The 20,417-nt window shown below is 30.1% G+C and carries 20 protein-coding genes; 8 read left to right on the forward strand and 12 right to left on the reverse strand.

Translation table 11 applies throughout. The features are described from left to right. Window positions 1-2: 2 nt before the first annotated feature. Window positions 3-1,304 carry a pyrimidine-nucleoside phosphorylase gene (locus Fi14EGH31_RS09235; RefSeq protein ID WP_118346644.1) on the reverse strand — a complete coding sequence of 434 codons (1,302 nt, stop codon included), beginning with the start codon at window positions 1,302-1,304 and terminating at the stop codon, window positions 3-5. Window positions 1,305-1,470: 166 nt separating this feature from the next. On the opposite strand from Fi14EGH31_RS09235, the gene Fi14EGH31_RS09240 reads away from it, so the two are divergent. Then, window positions 1,471-2,436, forward strand: a complete 966-nt coding sequence (locus Fi14EGH31_RS09240) for a D-2-hydroxyacid dehydrogenase (RefSeq protein WP_117346759.1) — start codon at window positions 1,471-1,473, stop codon at window positions 2,434-2,436. A gap of 10 nt (window positions 2,437-2,446) precedes the next feature. On the opposite strand, the gene fmt is transcribed toward Fi14EGH31_RS09240, so the two are convergent. The 4 genes from fmt to gpr are packed head-to-tail and all read right to left on the reverse strand — an operon-like array spanning window position 2,447 to window position 5,406. Then, window positions 2,447-3,400: a methionyl-tRNA formyltransferase gene (gene fmt, locus Fi14EGH31_RS09245; protein ID WP_022002726.1), complete on the reverse strand. Its 954-nt coding sequence runs from the start codon at window positions 3,398-3,400 to the stop codon at window positions 2,447-2,449. Between the two features lie 15 nt (window positions 3,401-3,415). Next, entirely contained in the window at window positions 3,416-3,700 is a 285-nt protein-coding gene (locus Fi14EGH31_RS09250) for a hypothetical protein (protein ID WP_022002727.1), read from the reverse strand. Then, window positions 3,697-4,413: a stage II sporulation protein P gene (gene spoIIP / locus Fi14EGH31_RS09255; RefSeq protein ID WP_022002728.1), complete on the reverse strand. Its 717-nt coding sequence runs from the start codon at window positions 4,411-4,413 to the stop codon at window positions 3,697-3,699. Before spoIIP ends, Fi14EGH31_RS09250 begins: the two co-directional genes overlap by 4 nt. A 39-nt stretch (window positions 4,414-4,452) precedes the next feature. After that, window positions 4,453-5,406, reverse strand: a complete 954-nt coding sequence (gene gpr / locus Fi14EGH31_RS09260) for a GPR endopeptidase (protein ID WP_117787322.1) — start codon at window positions 5,404-5,406, stop codon at window positions 4,453-4,455. Between the two features lie 113 nt (window positions 5,407-5,519). Here gpr and rpsT point away from each other — a divergent pair, with 113 nt between their 5' ends. The 3 genes from rpsT to ispG all read left to right on the forward strand — a co-directional run bounded on the left by rpsT (window position 5,520) and on the right by ispG (window position 8,755). Next, a complete protein-coding gene (rpsT, locus tag Fi14EGH31_RS09265; protein ID WP_022002730.1) occupies window positions 5,520-5,780 on the forward strand; it encodes a 30S ribosomal protein S20 in 261 nt (86 codons plus the stop codon). 121 nt (window positions 5,781-5,901) lie between these two features. Further along, window positions 5,902-7,671, forward strand: coding sequence for an oligoendopeptidase F (pepF, locus tag Fi14EGH31_RS09270; RefSeq protein ID WP_200764727.1), 1,770 nt, complete (start codon window positions 5,902-5,904; stop codon window positions 7,669-7,671). A 25-nt stretch (window positions 7,672-7,696) separates the two neighbouring features. Further along, on the forward strand, window positions 7,697-8,755 hold the full coding sequence (ispG, locus tag Fi14EGH31_RS09275; protein ID WP_107029036.1) for a flavodoxin-dependent (E)-4-hydroxy-3-methylbut-2-enyl-diphosphate synthase: 1,059 nt from the start codon (window positions 7,697-7,699) through the stop codon (window positions 8,753-8,755). A gap of 271 nt (window positions 8,756-9,026) precedes the next feature. On the opposite strand, the gene Fi14EGH31_RS09280 is transcribed toward ispG, so the two are convergent. After that, entirely contained in the window at window positions 9,027-9,890 is an 864-nt protein-coding gene (locus Fi14EGH31_RS09280) for a deoxyribonuclease IV (protein ID WP_107029034.1), read from the reverse strand. Then, entirely contained in the window at window positions 9,877-11,256 is a 1,380-nt protein-coding gene (locus Fi14EGH31_RS09285; RefSeq protein WP_117574840.1) for a DEAD/DEAH box helicase, read from the reverse strand. Before Fi14EGH31_RS09285 ends, Fi14EGH31_RS09280 begins: the two co-directional genes overlap by 14 nt. A 119-nt stretch (window positions 11,257-11,375) precedes the next feature. On the opposite strand from Fi14EGH31_RS09285, the gene Fi14EGH31_RS09290 reads away from it, so the two are divergent. Further along, window positions 11,376-12,302 carry a DUF1848 domain-containing protein gene (locus Fi14EGH31_RS09290; RefSeq protein WP_200764728.1) on the forward strand — a complete coding sequence of 309 codons (927 nt, stop codon included), beginning with the start codon at window positions 11,376-11,378 and terminating at the stop codon, window positions 12,300-12,302. Here Fi14EGH31_RS09290 and Fi14EGH31_RS09295 read toward each other — a convergent pair. Then, entirely contained in the window at window positions 12,294-12,704 is a 411-nt protein-coding gene (locus tag Fi14EGH31_RS09295; protein ID WP_107029032.1) for a PTS sugar transporter subunit IIB, read from the reverse strand. The two genes, Fi14EGH31_RS09290 and Fi14EGH31_RS09295, sit on opposite strands and share 9 nt — an antisense overlap. A 138-nt stretch (window positions 12,705-12,842) precedes the next feature. Here Fi14EGH31_RS09295 and Fi14EGH31_RS09300 point away from each other — a divergent pair, with 138 nt between their 5' ends. Beyond that, window positions 12,843-13,145 carry a hypothetical protein gene (locus Fi14EGH31_RS09300; RefSeq protein WP_118346639.1) on the forward strand — a complete coding sequence of 101 codons (303 nt, stop codon included), beginning with the start codon at window positions 12,843-12,845 and terminating at the stop codon, window positions 13,143-13,145. Window positions 13,146-13,166: 21 nt separating this feature from the next. Beyond that, a complete protein-coding gene (locus tag Fi14EGH31_RS09305; protein WP_022002739.1) occupies window positions 13,167-14,096 on the forward strand; it encodes a 4-hydroxy-3-methylbut-2-enyl diphosphate reductase in 930 nt (309 codons plus the stop codon). Here the strand turns inward: Fi14EGH31_RS09305 and Fi14EGH31_RS09310 are convergent. Next, window positions 14,093-15,439, reverse strand: a complete 1,347-nt coding sequence (locus Fi14EGH31_RS09310) for an MATE family efflux transporter (protein WP_117480335.1) — start codon at window positions 15,437-15,439, stop codon at window positions 14,093-14,095. The two genes, Fi14EGH31_RS09305 and Fi14EGH31_RS09310, sit on opposite strands and share 4 nt — an antisense overlap. 124 nt (window positions 15,440-15,563) lie before the next feature. Between Fi14EGH31_RS09310 and Fi14EGH31_RS09315 the strand changes: the two genes are divergently transcribed. Beyond that, a complete protein-coding gene (locus Fi14EGH31_RS09315; RefSeq protein ID WP_022002741.1) occupies window positions 15,564-16,415 on the forward strand; it encodes a Cof-type HAD-IIB family hydrolase in 852 nt (283 codons plus the stop codon). Between the two features lie 33 nt (window positions 16,416-16,448). Here the strand turns inward: Fi14EGH31_RS09315 and mgtE (Fi14EGH31_RS09320) are convergent, their stop codons facing one another. The 3 genes from mgtE (Fi14EGH31_RS09320) to mgtE (Fi14EGH31_RS09330) all read right to left on the reverse strand — a co-directional run bounded on the left by mgtE (Fi14EGH31_RS09320) (window position 16,449) and on the right by mgtE (Fi14EGH31_RS09330) (window position 20,332). Beyond that, window positions 16,449-17,792, reverse strand: a complete 1,344-nt coding sequence (gene mgtE, locus Fi14EGH31_RS09320) for a magnesium transporter (protein ID WP_117480333.1) — start codon at window positions 17,790-17,792, stop codon at window positions 16,449-16,451. 218 nt (window positions 17,793-18,010) lie between these two features. After that, entirely contained in the window at window positions 18,011-18,958 is a 948-nt protein-coding gene (locus Fi14EGH31_RS09325) for a ketopantoate reductase family protein (RefSeq protein WP_117480332.1), read from the reverse strand. 42 nt (window positions 18,959-19,000) lie between these two features. Then, a complete protein-coding gene (gene mgtE, locus Fi14EGH31_RS09330; protein WP_118346635.1) occupies window positions 19,001-20,332 on the reverse strand; it encodes a magnesium transporter in 1,332 nt (443 codons plus the stop codon). Between the last annotated feature and the right edge of the window lie 85 nt (window positions 20,333-20,417).

A 20,417-nucleotide genomic window follows, 5' to 3' on the forward strand; every position in this document is an offset into this window, starting at 1 on the left:
CTCTACTTCATGAATTCTTCAATCAAAATAGGTTTTTCAACAAATTCATCAACAATTGTATAACTTTGATAAATTTCATCTAACAATTCTGGAGATAAATCATCTCTTGCATAAATAGTTAATAATTTTTCACCAATATCTACATGATCCCCTATTTTTTTATTTAAAACAAGTCCCACTGCATGATCAATATCTTCTTCTTTTGTCATACGACCACCACCAAGTTTCATCGAAACAATTCCTAATTTTTTTGCTTCTAATGCTTGAATATAACCTGTTTTCTTTGAAGTTAATTCTATTATAGCACTTGGTTTTTCAAATAGTTCAGTATTTTCTATATATGAAACATCTCCACCTTGAGCTTTGACCATTTCTTTAAATTTTTCTAAAGCTTTTCCATTATCCATCACTTCTTGTAAAGCTTGATACGCTTCTTTTTTATTTGGATAAAGATTTGCTTGAACAAGCATTTCACTACCTTCATTTAAACAAAGTTCTCTTAAATCTCCAGGGCCATTTCCTTTCAAGGTTTCAATAGCTTCAATAACTTCTAAACTATTCCCAATTGCATTTCCTAAAGGTTGTGACATACTTGAAATTGTCGCTCTCGTATTTTTATGACAATGCTTTCCAATAGAAATCATTGTTTGAGCAAGTTCTTTAGCTTCTTCAATGGTTTGCATAAATGCACCATTTCCATATTTAACATCTAATAAAATCGTATCAGCCCCACTCGCTAATTTTTTAGACATAATAGAAGAAGCAATTAAAGGTATACAAGAAACTGTTCCTGTAACATCTCGCAAAGCATATAACTTTTTATCAGCAGGTACAAGTGAAGCACTTTGACCAATAATAGCTAGTCCTATTTCATTGACTTGATTAATAAAATCTTCTTCTGAAATATTAATTTGATAACCTGGAATTGATTCAAGCTTATCAAGCGTACCACCTGTATGCCCTAAACCTCTTCCTGACATCTTAGCCATTTTACCACCACAGGCAGCCACAATAGGCCCTAAAACAAGTGAAGTTTTATCACCAACACCACCTGTTGAATGTTTATCAACTTTAACCCCTTCTATTTTGGATAAATCTATAATATCCCCGCTTTCTTCCATAACTTTTGTTAGTAAGGCTGTTTCCTTTAATGTTAAACCTTGAAAACAAATAGCCATTAATAAAGCAGACATTTGATAATCAGGAATACTTCCTTCAACATAACCATCTATAATAAATCGAATTTGTTGGTGATTAAATTCACCATTATTTTTTTTATATTCTATTAAATCAACCATTCTCATTGTTGTTTTCCCCTTTATTTCAATCTAGTTCTATTTTACTATATTTTGTTTTAATTTGAAAACACTTTCATTAGTTCAATAAAATCTTTTCAATAATAATTAAAAAAATCTTCTTTTTTTGAAAAATTAATCCTTTTTTTGTTAGAATGTTTATGGAGGTGGATTTATGAAAATCTTAATATGTGCCCCATTACAAGATGCTGAAATCAAAAAAATTCAAGAATATTTTATAAATGATACTGTTCTTATTAAAAGAAGACCAACTCAAGAAGATATTGATCAAGTTGATGTCATCGTGGGAAATCCACATCTTGATTTAAATTTAAATCAAGAACATTTACAAGCTCTCTTACTTAATAGTGCAGGAAGCAATCAATATATTAAAGAAGGTATTTTAAATAAAACCACTAAACTTACTAATGCCAGTGGAAGTTATGGGATTGCCATTAGTGAACATGTTATTGGTATGATGATTACTTTCTGTAAAAACTTAAAAACGTATGCTTTACAAATGAAAGAAGGAAATTGGCTTCCTTCAAAACAAGGAAAAGAAATTTATCATAGTCGTGTTTGTATTGTTGGCTATGGTGATATTGGCTATGAAATTGCGAAAAGACTAAAAGCCTTTGATTGCCATATTACCGCTATTAAAAGAAGAGTCCAAAAGGAGCTTCCTTATGTTGATGAAGTCGCAACAATCAATGATTTAGATACAATTTTACCACAAAGCGATTTTGTGATTTTATCACTTCCACAAAGCAAAGAAACAATTCATATTTTTAACAAAGATAAATTATTAAAAATGAAAAAAGATGCTATCTTAATCAATGTTGGTCGTGGAAGTGCCATCAGTAATAAAGATTTAATAGAAGTATTAAATCAAGGGCATCTTTATGGTGTTGGTTTAGATGTTGTGGAAGAAGAACCTTTACCATCTACTTCTCCTTTATGGACTTACGAGCGTGTTTTAATCACGCCACATAGTTCAGGTGGTTTTGTTTGGCAAAGTGTCAGAAATTATTATACAGAACTCGTTATTAGAAATATTGAACATTTAAAGAATCATGAAACTTTAGAAAATGAAGTTGATTTTCAGACGGGTTATCGAAAAGTTGTCACATATAAAAAATAGCGCCTCAGCGCTATTCAAACTTTTGATCAACTTCAAAGATATTATGCCCGTTAAGATAATCTTTTACCAGCATACGTTTTTTACCTTCTAATTGGAATTCAGTAATAATATAAACCCCATCTTGTACCTTTACACCAATAGCATCTTTAAAAATCTTCACGATTGTTCCTGGTTCTTGATGTGCATGATGTGTCATAGCATTTGGACAATTATGTACAAGCCCTTGATAGATTTTTACTGTTTTTCCTTGATACGTTGTATAAGCTCCAGGCCAAGGATTTAATCCTCTGACATGGTTATAAACTTCTACTGCTGGCTTATTGAAATCAATTTTTTCTTGTTCTCTAGAAATAACAGGAGAATATGTTACTTTTGATTCATCTTGAGGAATGGATTCATTTGTCCCCTCAATAATAGCAGGCATTGCTTCAATAATCGCTTCAGCTCCTAAAATAGATAAACGATCATAAAGTTCTCCTACTGTTTCATCATTAGAAATAGGTGTTTCTTTTTGATAAATGATATTTCCTGCATCCATCTTTTTTACCATATACATAATTGTTACTCCTGTTTTTTCATCTCCATTTAAAATGGCATAATGAACAGGTGCTCCTCCACGATATTTTGGAAGTAATGACGCATGAACGTTAATACATCCTAGACGTGGGCAATCTAAAACTTCTTGTGGAATCATTTGTCCATAAGCAGCTGTAATAATTAAATCAGGTTGCATATCTATAATGGCTTGATAATCATCTTTGATACGTTGTGGTTGAAATACAGGTATATCATGTTCTAAGGCCACAACTTTAACTTCAGGCATTTTAAGTTCTTTTTTTCTTCCAACACGACGATCTGGTTGTGAAACAACTTGGACGATGTTGTAATCATGTTGAATTAAGTTTTTTAAAACAGCTTCAGAGAAAGTTGCTGTTCCCATAAATACGATTTTTAATTGATTCATTCTTTTCACTTCCTTCTATAAGATATTACTAATAAATTGAGAGATAAGCAAGACAATTGTTTGAATTATTTGGATACAAATTTGACTTATCTTTTTAACAATTAAAGAAAGTGTATTATCTTTTTGATTATCATAGAGACCTTCATCTGAATTAACTTCTTTTTGTTTTTGTACATTTTGTTCAAAAGCAACAATATTTTTAGAAACCATTTCATTTTGAATATAATGATTATTCAACAAACCATTCATACAAAATAATAATAAACCGACCATTGTAAAATCAATTAAAAGTTCTTTCATTGTAAATACTCCTTAATTACTTGAGACATCACTTCGATTGTATTTTGGACTTCTTCTTTCGTATTATTTTGTCCTCCAAATTCAATTAAAATCGTATGATCACAAATCCCTTGATTATAATGATTTTTCTTTACCATAATTCCTTTAGATAATCCTGGCACTTTCTCATTTGCCCTGTTAGAAAGTTCTGTAGATAATTGATTGACCATATCAAATTTTCCACTACTTTTTCCTACGACAAACAAAATCTTAGCATAACTTTTTTGATTATAAACCAGTGTAGAATATTTTTTATCAAGGCTATCTCGATGAAAATCAATGACTAAATCATATTTCCCATTTTCTCTTAAAGAATTTTCTAAATACATCTTTGAAACAACATAAGATTGATTATATGCAATTCGATGTATATTTTTATAGTTTTCAAAATCATTTTGTTCAACATCACAAAAATAACCTTCTTTTGTTAAACAATCCTTTAAATAACTTGCTCCCTCTTTTACATTATATCCAACATATTCTTCTCCTTGATGTGTATTATATAGATGAATTTTCTTACTTGAGGTAACTGGCACGCTTGTCTGCAAGGCTTCCGTTGTTAAAATTGCTTTAAAAACTTTCACATTTTGATGACTATAAGAAGGTAAATAGATAATCATTAAAACAATGATCATTATTTTGAAAATAATTTGAATAGATACTTTTATTTTCATAGGCGCTCTCCTTGTATTTATTCAAATATATGAAATAAATCAAGAATTATACCTTAAGTCATTCAGAGCCTTTGCTAGAAGAGCACTCATCCTTTCAACTGTTTCATCAATTTGTTTATCAGACATCACAAAATTACGATCAACCGGTGTCAATATTTCTTGTAATAAAGATTCTAATTCCTCTTGATCAAGACTCCCAATATGACCTAATAAATAACGTTGTTGACTTGATGAAAGAGTCCCTTCATATTTTTCTCTTTTCCCAATTTTTAATCTATTTTTTATATCAATAGCATCTCCAAAATAATCTTTCATTAATTGAAAAACATCTTTAACAATTGAACTGGCATAAATAACAGTCGGAACCCCTATCGCAATGACTGGACAGCCTAAGGTTTCTTCTTGAATAGCTTGACGGTGATTACCAATTCCACTACCAGGATGAATGCCGACATTATTAATTTGGATAACATGCCCTAATTTTTGATAATCTTTTGCACATAAAGCATCAATAACTATCACTAAATCTATTTGAAACTGATCGACCATTGCCTGGATCACTTCAACTGTTTCTACTCCTGTTTGATACATCACACCTGGTGTAAGTGATAAAATATCATAATAATGATTTTCTAATTTGAGACTATCATCTAAATAATGCGTGACACGAATATCTCTTAAAGTACGTGGTCCAATCGCATCACTGGTTAAATAAGGATTACCAAGTCCTGTAACTAAAATACGAGGATATTCATTTTGATCTATCATTTCTTTTAATATTTTTGTTATTTGTTCACTGATATTAGAAATATGATCTTTAAAAAAAATTTCAATATACTTTCCTTTTTTTAAATACTCCGTATCTTCTAAAAATTCATACGTTTCAATTGAAAAGTCCTCCTTTTTTTCAATCTTTCTTTGATAATGTTTTCCTTCTTTTAATAAATCCAATGATTCTTTCGCTAAATCACTATGTGTATTATACTTATTCATATTCTCACCTGCATAATTATTCCCTTATTTCCAACAAATTACACAAAATTGTTGCAATTCCTTGACTTTTTATATATAATGAAGTGGCAAATTGCAAAGCGAGGTGAAAAATCATGGCAAATATGAAACAACAAATTAAACGTTATAAAAACGATAACAAAAAAAGAGCTAAAAACGCTTCTTATAAATCAGCTTTAAAAACTGCAATCAAAAACGTAAGAGCTGAAGTTGAAGCTGGAAATAAAGAAGCTGCTGAAAAAGCATTAGTAATCGCTTCTAGCAAATTAGATTCTTATGTAAACAAAGGAATCCATCATAAAAATTACGCTATTAGACAAAAATCTAAATTAGCTAAATTAGTTAACTCAATCTAATCATTGAAACCAGACAAATGTCTGGTTTTTTTGTTTATTCTTTCTTTTCTTGATTATAATGTTAATAGACTTTGAAATAAAATAAGAGTAAAATATTTTTACATTACAAGGAGATGTATTTATGGAAAGAAAAGATATAGAAGAAAAATATACTTGGGATCTTTCTAAAATTTATCAAGATCCTCAAGAGTTTTATCATGATATAGAAGTCAGTCAACAATTACTTGATGAATTGACTTCATTTAAAGGGAAAATGACTGAAAGCGTTGATATCCTTTTACGTTTTTTATCAAAGCGTGATGAAATGTCAATGCTTGTAAGTAAAGCTTACTGTTTTGCGCATTTAAACTGTGATGTAGAACCTAAAGAACAAGAATATCAAAAAATGCTTGCTACAGTGATGTCACTGATTCAACAATCAAGTGTTAAACTTGTATTTGTTGATAATGAAATCGTTGAAAACGATGAAACAGTAAGAAAATATTTAAAAGATGAACGTTTAAAATCTTATCGGTATTCTTTAAAAAATGCTTTAGCTTTTAAACCTCATTTATTAGATAAAGAACAAGAAGAATTGGTTGCAAAAGTAGACAATATCTCTGAATTAGCAGAACAAGTTTTTGATTCTTTACGCCTAGAATTTGAAGATGTTGAAGTCAATGGTCAAAAGAAAATATTAAATCAAGCGACACTTAATGAATTTTTAAAGAATAAAAATAGAGACGTTAGAAAACAGGCCTACCATCATTTCTTTAAAGAATATCAGCGTTTTGAAAATACCTTTGCCTCAACTCTTTCAGGGGTTATGAAAAAAGATGCTTTTTATAGTGATATTCGTCATTTTGATTCACCCCTTGCGGCAAGTGTTTTTAATGATGATGTTCCTACCGATTTATTTTTTAAGATTTTAGATAAAGCAAATAATGAATATCGTTATTTATTCCATCGCTATAATCATTTAAAAAAAGAAATTCTTGGGCTAGATGAACTTTATAATTATGATTTATCAGTTCCTCTTGTAAAAAGTGTTTCTAAAAAATTTACAATTGAAGAATGCTTTGACATCATCAATCAAGCTTTAGCTCCTTTTGGTAAAGATTATTTAGCTATTATTAACCGTACTAAAGATGAAAGATGGATCGATTACTACCCTACTACTGGTAAACGTGGTGGTGCTTATAGTAGTGGAAGCTATTTAACACAACCTTATATCTTAATGAACTTTATTGGTGACTATAATTCATTATCAACAATGATCCATGAATTAGGTCATAGTGTGCATACGTATTTATCAAGCCATAATCAAGACTATATTAATAGTAACTATCGTATTTTTGTAGCGGAAGTCGCTTCAACCGTTAATGAAACCTTACTTATCAACTATATGATGGATCATACTTCATCAAAAGAAGAAAAAGCCTATTATATGTATGAACAATTAGAAAACTGTGTTGGTCTTATTTTTAGACAACCGATGTTTGCGGACTTTGAACATCGTCTTCATGAAATGGCTAAAAACAATGAACCCATGTCTTCTAAAATCATGACTGATCTTTATGCAAAATTGAATCAAGAATACTTTGGTGAAGATGTAAAAATGGATGAACTTGTAGGTTGGTCTTGTTATTATGTTCCTCATTTCTATTATGATTATTATGTTTATAAATACACTTTAGGAATGACTGTTGCTTTAGCTATCGTTAAACGTATATTAAATGGTGACACGCAACAAGTTGAACGTTATTTAAACTTCTTAAAATCAGGTGGAAAAGAATCTCCTGTTGACTTATTAAGTCATGCGGGTGTTGATCCTTTAGATGACGCTATTTATGATGATGCTTTCCATTATTTTGAAGATTTGTTAAATGAATTTGAAAAGCTGGTAAAATAATTTATAATAGTATTAGGTGATAGAAATGAAAAGAGAAGAAACAAGAGCGTTTCAAGTAGGAAATTTAACATTAGGTGGTAATAATCATGTCATTATTCAATCCATGACAAATACCAAAACTAAAAATGTGGAAGCAACCGTTAAACAAATTCAAGAATTGGAAGATGCCGGTTGTGAAATGGTCAGAATGGCTGTTTTTGACAAAGAAGATGCATATGCGATAGCAGATATTAAAAAACAAGTGCATATTCCTTTAGTTGCCGATATTCATTTTGACTATCGTTTAGCTTTGATTGCGATTGAATCAGGAATTGATAAAATTCGTATCAATCCTGGAAATATTGGAAGTATTGAAAAGGTAAAAGCCGTTGTTGAATCTTGTAAAGAACATCATATTCCTATTCGTATTGGTGTCAATAGTGGTTCTTTAGAAAAGGATATCTTAGAAAAATATGGTCGTCCTACTGCTAAAGGAATGATTGAAAGTGCAAAGAAACATATTGATATTTTGGAAAGTCTAGATTTCCATGATTATTGTATTTCTTTAAAATCTTCCGATACAATGCTTACAATTGAGGCCTATACACTTGCTAGTGAAACCTTTGATTGTCCCCTTCATTTAGGGGTTACAGAAGCAGGAACAAAACTTGGAGGAACAATTAAATCTTCTTTAGGTATTGGTACTTTATTATATCAAGGAATTGGAAATACGATTCGTGTTTCTTTAAGTGATTATCCTGTAGAAGAAATTAAAGTAGCAAAAACATTGCTTAAAGAATTGGGGTTAATTAAAAATGTTCCTACCCTTGTATCTTGTCCAACTTGTGGAAGAATTCAATATGATTTGATTCCAGTCGCTAAAGAAATTGAAGATTTCTTAAATAATATCCATCAAGATATTACCGTAGCCATTATGGGTTGTGCAGTTAACGGTCCAGGTGAGGCTAAAAATGCTGATATTGGTATTGCCGGTGGTGTTAAAGAAGGATTATTGATCAAAAAAGGAAAAATTATTAAAAAAGTTAAACAAGAAGATATGGTACAAACGCTCAAAGATGAAATTTTAAAGATGGTTAATTCATAATAACCATCTTTTTTTCATATATATAACTATGGAGGCGTAAAACTATGGAAAATTTATTCATTGAACATTTTTTATCGTATGAAGATTTTAGAAGCAATAAGGAAATACAAGCATTAGAGCTAAATGAAGAAGATTTGAAGGTGATCTATCAAGTGATAGATCAAAACCGTTTTTTACTCTGTAGTGAACATTATTTACCTATTCTATTTCAATCAATTATGAAAAAAACTAGTGTTTCCACTAGTTTAAAATTGAAATCTTTGTTTCAAAATCATACTTCAATATTTCTAAATTCTTGATTTTTCAACATATCTATTTCTTCTTTATAAGGAGCTTTACCATCAATATAAGGTGTTTCTAAAATCTTAGGAACATCTTTTATTCTTTCATTATGAGCAATCCCATTTAAAATATCAAAACCAATCTCACCTAAGCCAAGATTTGCATGACGATCTTTATGAGCTCCTTGAACATTTTTAGAATCATTCAAATGAACAACAAGTAAACGATCTAAATCAATAATACGATCAAATTCATCTAAAATTGCATCAAAATTTGATAAATCGTATCCTGCGTCATGAATATGACACGTATCTAAACAAACACCTAATTTTTCAGGATAATCACAATGAGAAATCAAATAATTGATTTCTTCAAATGTCTTTCCTAACTCACTGCCTTTTCCTGCCATTGTTTCTAAAGCAATCTTTCCTTGATAAGGTGTATCTTTTAATACTTCATTTAAACCTTTAATGATTTGTTGAAGACCTACTTCTTCTCCAGCTTTTACATGACTTCCAGGATGTAAAACAAGAATCGATGTCCCAATATCTTGACATCTTTGGAGTTCTTGTTTTAAGAAGTTAACAGCTAATTCAAAAGTTTCTTCTTTAACCGTATTAGCAAGATTAATGATATAAGGTGCATGAACAACAACATTTTTTAAATCAATGTTATTTTCCTTCATTAAAGCTTTTGCCTCTTCCACCTTTAATTCACTAATGGCTTTTCTTCTCGTATTTTGTGGTGCGCCTGTATAAAACATAAACGTATTAGCACCATAAGATAAAGCTTCTTTTACTGAACCTAAAAGCATGTCTTTTCCAGACATTGAGACATGACTACCAATTATCATTGCCTTCCTCCATACGTTTAGCGATTTGTGCTTGACGGGCACGTTCTTTCTTTTGACGACGGATATCATCACGAATCATCGCACGTTTTTGTTTACGTACAACTTGTTCAACTTGATATTTACGTTTCTTTTTATATCCTGGTTTTACTTTTTTAGGTTTACGGATAATCATTTGAACTTGTTTTTCAAGTTCAGTTTGTTGACGAATACGTTTTTTACGTTTTTCTCTTTGTCCTAAATCCACAAATTGTCCGTTTTTAAGTTGCATATTCTTAAATTCAATTCCTTTTCTTTCAAGAATTGCAATATTTTTTTCATCTGTTGTATCATACATACTATAACAAATACCTGTATAGTTTCCACGCCCTGAACGTCCACTTCGATGAATATAAAAATCAGGTTCTGTTGGAAATTGCATATTAATGACATGAGAAACACCATCAATATCAATTCCACGTGCAGCAATATCTGTCGCAACAATGTATTGATATTCATTGTTATTGATTTGTCGCATCATTTTCTTTCTTTCACGAGGTTCTAAATCTCCGTGGATTTCTCCAACTTTATAACCATCTTCTCTTAATTGTCGCGTAATCTTTGATACTTCTGTTCTTTTATTCGCGAAAATAATACAAATATAAGGATCAATTGTTGCCATGATCTTCTTTAAAACATCATAACGATCTTGATGCTTTGTTGCGAGTAAAATATGTTCAACATTGGCTGTTGTAGCAAGTTTACTATCGATTTCAATAGTAATTGGACTTTGCATATATTTCTTTAAAAATGGTCTTAGATTTTGTGGAATCGTTGCTGAGAAAACCATCATTTGTAGATCATCAGCCATTTTTCCTGCCACAGCATCAATATCTTCTAAATAACCAAATTCTAATGTCATATCTGCTTCATCGACTACAAAAGTTTTTGCTGTTGTAATTTGTAAAGCTTGCGCATCTAAAGATAAATCTTTGATACGTCCTGGTGTTCCAATAACCACGTGTGGTTGTATTGAAAGTTTATTAACAGCTCTTTGACGGTCACTTCCTCCAACAATTAATGAAACACGTAATTCTGGTAAATATTTTGTAAATGTTTTAGCGTTATTAAACAATTGAGAAGCAAGTTCTCTTGTTGGTGCTGTAATAACAGCTTGCACACAATCTTTATTGACATCAATACGAGACATGATTGGTAATAAAAATGCATGTGATTTACCTGTCCCTGTTTGTGAAATCCCGATAATATCTCTATTTTTTAATACAAGGGGAATGACTTTTTCTTGTATTGGGGTTGGCTTTTTAAAACCTAACTCTTTAATTACTTGATTACAATATTCTTGTAATTTAAAATCTTGAAAAGTTGCCATAAAATCCTCCTTTTTTCTTTTTTAGTCACGTTATTATACCATATTTTTGATACATTTCAACAAATATTATGGATGGATTTTTATAATTATTCTATAATATTCTTGTTGGAGGTGATTAGATGATCTTAAATACTGGTAATCGTACAGATATTCCTGCCTTTTTTAGTGACTGGTTTTTTAATCGTATTCAAGAAGGTTTTGTCTGTGTTCGTAATCCCTATTTCCCTCATCAAGTCACAAAATATATTTTAAATCCTCAAATCATTGATATTATTTGTTTTTGTACTAAAAATCCTAAACCAATGCTTTCACGTCTAGATTTAATCAAAGACTATAAACAATTCTGGTTTGTAACAATCACCCCTTACAATCAAACGATTGAACCCTATGTTCCCAATAAAAATGAAATTATTCGTAGCTTCATTGAACTATCTAAAAAAATAGGAAGTCGTTGTATTGGTTGGCGTTATGACCCTATCTTTTTAAATGATTATTATACCATTGAATATCATCTTCGAATCTTTGAAAAAATGTGTCAAAAACTAACTGGATATACTCATCAATGTGTCATTAGTTTTATCGATTTATATCAAAAAACAAAAAAGAATTTTAAAGAAGTTCAAGAAGTAAATCAAAAAGATCAAATCTATCTTTGTCAAAAATTTGTAGAAATTGGAAAAAAATATAACATTGAAATCTATACATGTCACGAAAATGAATTTTTAAAAACAACAGGTGTTCATACAAGTGGATGTATGAATCAACAAATTATTGAAAGAGCTCTAGGTCATTCATTAAAACTACCTAAAATAAATGAAGCTAGACAAGGATGCCGTTGTTTATTAAATAATGATATTGGCGTTTATAATACGTGTTTACATGGTTGCCTTTATTGTTATGCCAATTACGATCGTGTAACTGTTTTAAAAAATGTTAAAATGCATAATAAAAAGTCCCCTTTTTTAATTGGAGACTTTCAAAAAGACGATATTATTAAAGAAGCAAAACAGGTTCCTTATATTGATCGACAACTTTCCCTATTTTAAGGGATGTGCGTGGCGATAAGCAACACCTCTAGTAATACGTAATAAATTATCTTCTCCAGGAAATTTCACAGGTACAACTGGATTTTCTTGATACATTTTCATTACATCTTCAATATCGACAATGATTTCATCAAATTTCATGAGTCCATACATTTTAGGTGGAAGTAAATAAAGTGGTTTATCAATTGTTTGATTTTTTAAAGCTCTATCTAATTCTACCTTCAAATGTGGACATAAAATAACAACATCAAAACGGTCTAATTCTTTTAATCCTAAACCAAATGGTAAAAATTCAATACTGTATTTATCTTCTAAATTTTTTTCTTTAATTTCTTTTTCCATCCTTGTTGCAATAGCACTTGAAGAAAAGCCCCCACCACAACATAATAATATTCTAATCATTTTAACACCTCACTATTTGTTAGTATAACATACCCTCCATTTCAATGTAAGGGCTTTTATTTTTCTTTGTAATTTTTATCTTATCTTTTTAAGTTTCACTTTTTTACCTTTTCATCATATTTTATAGTAGGTGATTTTATGTATCCTTATCAAAACCCCAATTATTATTACTATCAACCTCAGATGTATCCTTATTTTCAAAGAATACCTAAAAAATTTAATTTACAACATACTCTTCATACAACGATACGAGGTATTCAAATCGCAAATCAAGTTATTCCTATTATCCATCAAGTAAAACCATTAATTGATAATACCAAACAAGGTTTGACTTTATTAAAAGCAATGAATCATTTAAATGACATAGATTTTGATGAAATAGAAAAGGAATTAAAACCAATTTCTAAAGAAAACAATGAAATATTTGAAAATATGTTATAATCATCTTTGAGGTGATAAAAGATGTTAGTAAAAGGTATTGTTCCTAGAGGTTATTGTAAAGGCGTTGTTCGTGCAATTGAAATAGCGAAAAAACAAGCACACCAAACAGCACCTGTTTATATTCTAGGAATGATTGTACATAATCAATATATTGTAAATGCTTTAGAAGATTTAGGAATTCAAACAATTGATTTCAAAGGAAAAACACGATTAGAACTATTAGATGAAATCAATGAAGGAAAAGTCATTATTACTGCTCATGGAGCAAGTCAAAAAGTATTTGATAAAGCGAAAGAAAAAGGTTTAGAAGTAATTGATGCCTCTTGTTTAGATGTAATTAAAACTCATGATCTTATTCAAGATAAATTAAATGAAGGTTATGAAATTTTGTATATTGGTAAAAAGGGACATCCTGAAGCAGAAGGTGCAATTTCAATTGATGAAAAAAGAATTCATTTAATAACAAATATAGACGATTTAAAAACAATAGATCCTACTAAAAAATATGTTATGACTAATCAAACAACAATGTCTCTTTATGATGTTTATGATTTATGCGAAAAAGCAAAAGAAATTTTACCTTTTGTAGAAATTGAAAAAGAAACATGCACAGCTACTAAAATACGTCAAGAAGCTATTAAAAACATTGAAGATGATGTTGATATTATCTTTATTGTTGGTGATCCTCATTCAAACAACACAAGAAAACTTGCAAGTATTGCTCATGATTATCATACATGTGATGTTTATATGATTGAAAGTATTGAAGATTTAGAAATTGAATGGTTAAAAAATAAAAGATATGCTGCTGTAAGCTCAGGAGCTTCTACACCAACATATCTTACAAATCAAGTAATTGATTATTTAAAACAATTTGATATCAATGATTCTAAAACATATCAAAAACCTATCATTGATAAAAATAAAATATTAAACCAAAAAGATGCCTAGGCATCTTTTTCTTGTGGTAACCATTGTACTTTGAAAAAATAAATAATAAAAATCAAACTACATACGACCCATGTTGTAGGCCATCCTAAAAAGACATAAACAATATCACTTGTTACTTTTGTAATTAAGAAAAGATAAATTTGTCTTAAGAAAACAAAAGAGAATATCATCACATACATTGGAACAGCTGAACGTCCAGCTCCACGTAAAACTCCATTGATAACTTGATTAATTGGTAAAACAATATAGAATGGTAAGAATGTTAACTGCATCAATCTTCCAGCATCAATCACATCTTTTTCTTGATTAAATAAAGCAATAAAATCACGACCAAAGAAATACATAATTACTACAAAACAAGCAATGGTAAGTGTTGCTAATGCTGTTGTAATATAAGCTCCTTTTTTTACACGGTCATACTGTTTAGCTCCTATGTTTTGACCAACAAAAGTTGTAATAGCCATATTAAAAGCTTGTAAAGGTAAGTTAACAAAACCATCTATTTTAATCGTTACAGAATAACCTGCTATAACAGAGGCTCCATAAACATTAATATAAGATTGAACAATGACATTTGATAAAGAAACAATACTTTGTTGAAAACCTGTAGGTAAACCAATTTTTATAATTTTTAATAAAATTTCTTTGTCAAAACCAATTTCCTTTAAAACAACTTTATAATCATCCTCTGTTTTCATTAAAACATACATGACCATAATTGCTGAAATAGCTTGAGCAATTAAAGTCGCATATCCTGCACCAGCTACACCAAAATGAAAATATTTAACAAATAAAAAGTCTAGGATAATATTAACAACACTTGAAAAAATCAAAAAATAAAGCGGTCTTTTAGAATCTCCCACCGAACGTAAGATACCTGATCCCATATTATAGACCATTACAAAAATAAGACTCCAAAAATAAATAGATAAATACGTTGAAGCTTCAGAAAACACTTCACTAGGAACACCAATTGCTTTTAAAATTGGATCATTAAATAATAAACCAACAATCGTTAAAACAACTCCCATAACAAGAGTTAAAGCGATACTATTATGAATTGCTCTTTTCATTTTACAAGTATTACCAGCTCCAAAGAATTGAGCAATAACAACTCCTGCCCCTGTTGAAATTCCCATAAAAAAACCAATCAACATATTAATGATTGGTGTACTTGCACCAACTGCCGCTAAAGCAACTTTTCCAACATAATTTCCTACAACATAAGAATCGACTGCATTATAAAGTTGTTGAAATAAGTTACCTATTAATAAAGGAATTGAAAACAAAATAATTGCTTTGACAATACTTCCTTTTGTTAAATCCTGTGTATTTCTTTTCATACATTCACCTTCCATTTATAATTTTACTCTTATTTTATTGAAAACAAAAATATTTGCACGAAATGAAAAAAAATAATTTCAATACATTCTTTTCGCTATAATAAAATTAAGTTGGAGGTTAGTTATGAATAAAAAAATTATCTTTTTTGATGTTGATGGTACTCTCGTTGATGTTAGACCTGCAAGAGAATATGTACCAGAATCAACAATCAAAGCAGTAAGAGAAACAAGAAAAAAAGGGAATTTATGTTTTTTATGTACAGGAAGATCACTTGCTGAAATCTACCCACATATTTTAGATGTCGGTTTTGATGGCATCATTGGTGCTGGTGGTGGCTTTGTAACCATTGGTGATGAAATGCTTTATCATAAAAAAGTATCTGACAAAGATGTAAATCGTGTCGTTGATTTCTTTGAAGAAAATGATTATGACTACTATCTTGAAAGTAATGGTGGATTATTTGCTAGTGAAAATTTAGTATCTCGCTTAGAAATGATTACTTATGGCGATTTAGAAAATGACGAAAAGGCTAGAAAGAAAAAAGCTGAACAACCAAGTCACTTTATTACATCTTTAATAGAGGGAGAAAGTATGTATCGTAGTGATGTCAATAAAATTTGTTTTTTAGAAAATAAAGATATTCCTTTTCAAACAATTATAGATAACTTTTCTGATGCATTCAATGTTATTCATTGTACCGTTCCTTCTTTTGGAGATGACTCAGGGGAATTATCCGTTGTTGGTGTTAACAAGGCAAGCGCCATTGAAGCACTTATCAATCATTTAAACATTCCTCAAGAAAATACTTTTGCCTTTGGCGATGGCATGAATGACGCGGATATGTTAGAGTATTGCCATATCGGTATCGCTGTTGGTAACGCTAAAGAAGGTTTAAAAGCAATTGCTGATGAAGTATGTGATGATATTGCTGAAGATGGTATTTATAAAACCATGAAAAAATATCAACTTATATAAAAAAACATTGGCTTTTTTTCCAATGTTTTTTTATTAGAGTAAATGTGTCATTAAAATGGTCGCAAGTCCTAAAAACGCAAAGAAGCCAAACATATCTGTACATGTTGTTACAAAAACCCCACTAGCAAGGGCTGGATCAACATGAAATCTATCTAAAATAACTGGTACAAAATAACCTGCAAGTGTGGCAACGATCATGTTACAAATCATGGCGAGTCCAGCTACAACACCAAACCATGGATTACCAGCAAAGAACCAAGCCCCTACTGAAACTAATGCCCCAATGACAACACCATTTAAAATACCAAGTCCAATTTCTTTTAATAAAACTTTGCGAGCATTTTCTTTATCTAATTCTCCTAGTGATAAACCACGAACAACAATAGTTAAAGTTTGTGTTCCGGCATTACCACCCATTCCTGTAATAATCGGGCTAATCGTTGCAAGAGCAACAACTTTCGCAATTGTTCCTTCAAAAACACTAACAACACTTGAAGCCATAATTGCTGTAAAAAGATTGACAATCAACCAAGGAATACGGTTTTTAAAAGATTCTACAAGTGTTGAATCTAAACGTTCTTCAGAACCAACCCCTCCTAATAAGTTCATGTCTTCTGTTGTTTCTTCTTCGATGACATCCATAACATCATCGATATCAATAACACCTAATAAATGATGCTGTTCATCTATAACAGGCATCAAAATATATCCATATTTACTAAAAGTCTTCGCAACTTCTTCTTGGTCTTCATAATAATAAACAGCTTTAACATTTTGATTTGTAATCTCAAGCATTGGTGTATCAAAGGTACTTGTAACGATATCCCCTAAAGAAACAACCCCTTTTAATACATTTTCTTTATCTACAACATAAAGATAATGTCTAGGTTCTTCTTCCGTTGTTTGCAAAAATAACAATGTTTCTTTGACTGTATTATTTACATGAATATCTAAATATTCAGTTGTCATAATTCCCCCAGCAGTTTCTGGGTTATATTGTAATAACTGTTTGACATCTTCTTTATCGTCATCTTCCAATAACTCTAAAAAAGCATTTTTTTCATCTTCATCTTCGATTGATCCGATAACATCCGTAATAACGTCATGACTTACTTCATCTAAGATTTGTTTTTGTTTGTATTTTGAAAATAAATTCAACCATTCTAAGATAAGTTCTTCATCATCTTCTTCATCTAAAATATCACCAATAACTTCATTTGGTAAATGTTCTAAGATTTCTTTTGATGAATCTTCATCTTCATGCAAAATATCAAGGATATCTGCCGGGTGAATATTTTCTAAAACTTCTTTAATTATTTCTTTATTCCCATGAAGAATTAAATTTTTTAATTCTTCAGAAGTCATTTGTTTTATCATTTATTTTCCCCCTCTTATTTAAAGAGGAACTTTACCGACGGTGGTAAATGATCCTCACTATTACCATTATGTCCACCGGATAACGGGTCTACTATCATTATTACCACCTCCACCTTGTTCATTTTATCATAATGTTCAAACTTTTAAAGAAAAAAATCATTTTTTACATAATAAAAAGATTGATTTTATAAAAAAAGAAGATAACATTTGGTATCTTCTTATTTAGAACACATATTTCTTTGATTTTCTTGATCATAATCAAACAAACCATCATTCTTTTCTTCAAGTGCTTTAATCATATGATAAGTATATTCATTATAAGGTGTAGGAATATGAAGCTCCTTCCCCATTTTAACCAACGCTCCAGAAAACATATCAATTTCACTATGACGTTTAGCATCTAAATCTTGCAATGTTGAATAACGAGCACTTGCTGGTACAGCACTTCCTCGCGATGAAGAAGAATCAGCTTTACTTAAATCAATTCCTTTAGCGTGTGCAATAGTTTCAAGTTCATGACGCAAACCATCTTGAATAAATTTCATATGTTCACTATCTCGATAACAACCTACTCCTGCACCTAAAATAGCTTGAGGTAAATTATTACAAACATTTAAACGAAATTTACTCCAAATTTCTTCTTGAATATATTCACTTGCACGAAAGTGGATTCCTGTATTTTCAAATAATGATTCTATTGCTTGTACACGTTTGCTTTGATAAGGTGCTTGGAGTTCTCCAAAAACAATTCCAATAGTTGTTTCAGGATCAAAACGATAACCATTTTCTTTACGTGAAGCAATCTTAATTAAAGATGGCATAAGATGTTCTTTTCCAATGGCTTCTCCAATGATTTCTTCACTATCTACGCCATTCATTAAAGACATGACAATTGTATGATCATCAACGATCGTTTGAATAGATTTTAAGACATCTTTTAAAGCACAATATTTTAAAGAAACAATCAGTAAATCCACTCCATGTGCTTCTGTCGGTGACCATACTTCAGGATAATACATTTGATCATTGATCAAACATCCCTTTTGTAAACGTTTAGCACGTTCCCCTTCGCCAATAACACCTAATTTTACTTTTTTATCTAGTCCCCAAATAATATATGAACCTACTGCTCCAGCACCTAAAACAGCAACTGTTTTTATTTCCATTTTTTCATCCCCCATTTATTTTTCTATATTGTAGCACAAAATTTATAAGTTAAAAATGTGTACTGCAATGTTGAAATAAACAAGAATAGAACATGTATCTACAATTGTTGTAATAAGTGGTGAAGCCATAATTGCTGGATCTAAACCAATTTGATTGGCAACTAAAGGAAGAATACAACCAATTAATTTAGATAAAATAACTGTTACAATTAAAGATAAAGCAATCACAAAAGCAATATTAATGTCTTGATACATCACATAAATTCTAAGTCCATTCGCAATTGCTAAAATCACTCCTACTACTAATGCAATTCTAAATTCTTTAAACATCACTTTAAATATTTCTTTAAAACGAATTTCATTTAAAGCAATCCCTCTAATAATTAAAGTAGAACTTTGAGAGCCACAATTTCCTCCCGTATCCATTAACATAGGAATAAATGAGACTAATAAAGGTACTGCTTGAAAAGCATTTTCATATCTTGTAATAATACTTCCTGTAAGCGTTGCAGAAAACATCAATACAAGTAACCAAATAATACGATGTTTAGCATGTTCAAAAACAGATGTTTCAAAATAACTTTTATCATGTGGTTCTACAGCAGCCATTTTAGAAATATCTTCACTTGTTTCATCGACCATAACATCCATGACATCATCAACTGTCACAATTCCTACAAGCATTTTTTCATCATCTAAAACAGGTAAAACAACTAAATCATATTTTCTAAAAATATTAACAACTTCTTCTTGATCTGTATGAGTATAAACATATTGAAAATCTTCTTTCATAATTTCCTCAATACTTTTATTTTCATCATTTAATAAAATATCTTTCGTCGAAACAATTCCTATTAATTTTTTATCTTGACAAACATAACTTGTATAAATGATTTTACAATGATTTCCATTTTGTTTAATATAATTTAAAGCATCTTCAAGTTGAGTTTCTTTCTTTAAAGAAAGAAATTCAGTAGTCATAATTGTTCCAGCACTATCTTTAGGATAACTCAAAAGTTGATTGATGACTTGTCTTTGATTTTCATCAACATGTTTTAAAAGTCTTGTTACTAAATTTGCAGGTAATTCTTCGATTAAATCTACAAGATCATCCATATATTGATTTTCAATCAATGATTCTAACTCTTTTTCACTAAACAATTCTACAAGTTGACTTTGCGTTTTAATATCCATATTTGAAAATACTTGTGCTGCTTTCTTTTTAGAAAGTAAACGAAAAGCAATAGCACAATCATCAATTTCTATTTGTTGTAAAAGATAAGCTATATCGACAGCATTGTTTTCCATTAATAAAGTATGTAATTGTTTGTATTGTTTTGTATTTAATAATTCTAGCATTAATTCTTTTTTCATTTTTATATTTCCTCCTTCTTTGAATTTGCCTTTGACAACCCTCGTCCATATAACTCACCTCCTCACAAAAAAACATCGCTGCTTG

Source organism: Faecalibacillus intestinalis, from assembly GCF_015097455.1.
In the GTDB taxonomy this organism is placed as follows: Bacteria; Bacillota_I; Bacilli_A; order Erysipelotrichales; family Coprobacillaceae; genus Faecalibacillus; species Faecalibacillus intestinalis.

Coding starts and splice junctions, on each gene's coding strand:
- Fi14EGH31_RS09235 (WP_118346644.1), bottom strand. CDS start 1,304: ATGAGAATGGTTGATTTAATAGAATATAAAAAAAATAATGGTGAATTT.
- Fi14EGH31_RS09240 (WP_117346759.1), top strand. CDS start 1,471: ATGAAAATCTTAATATGTGCCCCATTACAAGATGCTGAAATCAAAAAA.
- fmt (WP_022002726.1), bottom strand. CDS start 3,400: ATGAATCAATTAAAAATCGTATTTATGGGAACAGCAACTTTCTCTGAA.
- Fi14EGH31_RS09250 (WP_022002727.1), bottom strand. CDS start 3,700: ATGAAAGAACTTTTAATTGATTTTACAATGGTCGGTTTATTATTATTT.
- spoIIP (WP_022002728.1), bottom strand. CDS start 4,413: ATGAAAATAAAAGTATCTATTCAAATTATTTTCAAAATAATGATCATT.
- gpr (WP_117787322.1), bottom strand. CDS start 5,406: ATGAATAAGTATAATACACATAGTGATTTAGCGAAAGAATCATTGGAT.
- rpsT (WP_022002730.1), top strand. CDS start 5,520: ATGGCAAATATGAAACAACAAATTAAACGTTATAAAAACGATAACAAA.
- pepF (WP_200764727.1), top strand. CDS start 5,902: ATGGAAAGAAAAGATATAGAAGAAAAATATACTTGGGATCTTTCTAAA.
- ispG (WP_107029036.1), top strand. CDS start 7,697: ATGAAAAGAGAAGAAACAAGAGCGTTTCAAGTAGGAAATTTAACATTA.
- Fi14EGH31_RS09280 (WP_107029034.1), bottom strand. CDS start 9,890: ATGATAATTGGTAGTCATGTCTCAATGTCTGGAAAAGACATGCTTTTA.
- Fi14EGH31_RS09285 (WP_117574840.1), bottom strand. CDS start 11,256: ATGGCAACTTTTCAAGATTTTAAATTACAAGAATATTGTAATCAAGTA.
- Fi14EGH31_RS09290 (WP_200764728.1), top strand. CDS start 11,376: ATGATCTTAAATACTGGTAATCGTACAGATATTCCTGCCTTTTTTAGT.
- Fi14EGH31_RS09295 (WP_107029032.1), bottom strand. CDS start 12,704: ATGATTAGAATATTATTATGTTGTGGTGGGGGCTTTTCTTCAAGTGCT.
- Fi14EGH31_RS09300 (WP_118346639.1), top strand. CDS start 12,843: ATGTATCCTTATCAAAACCCCAATTATTATTACTATCAACCTCAGATG.
- Fi14EGH31_RS09305 (WP_022002739.1), top strand. CDS start 13,167: ATGTTAGTAAAAGGTATTGTTCCTAGAGGTTATTGTAAAGGCGTTGTT.
- Fi14EGH31_RS09310 (WP_117480335.1), bottom strand. CDS start 15,439: ATGAAAAGAAATACACAGGATTTAACAAAAGGAAGTATTGTCAAAGCA.
- Fi14EGH31_RS09315 (WP_022002741.1), top strand. CDS start 15,564: ATGAATAAAAAAATTATCTTTTTTGATGTTGATGGTACTCTCGTTGAT.
- mgtE (WP_117480333.1), bottom strand. CDS start 17,792: ATGATAAAACAAATGACTTCTGAAGAATTAAAAAATTTAATTCTTCAT.
- Fi14EGH31_RS09325 (WP_117480332.1), bottom strand. CDS start 18,958: ATGGAAATAAAAACAGTTGCTGTTTTAGGTGCTGGAGCAGTAGGTTCA.
- mgtE (WP_118346635.1), bottom strand. CDS start 20,332: ATGAAAAAAGAATTAATGCTAGAATTATTAAATACAAAACAATACAAA.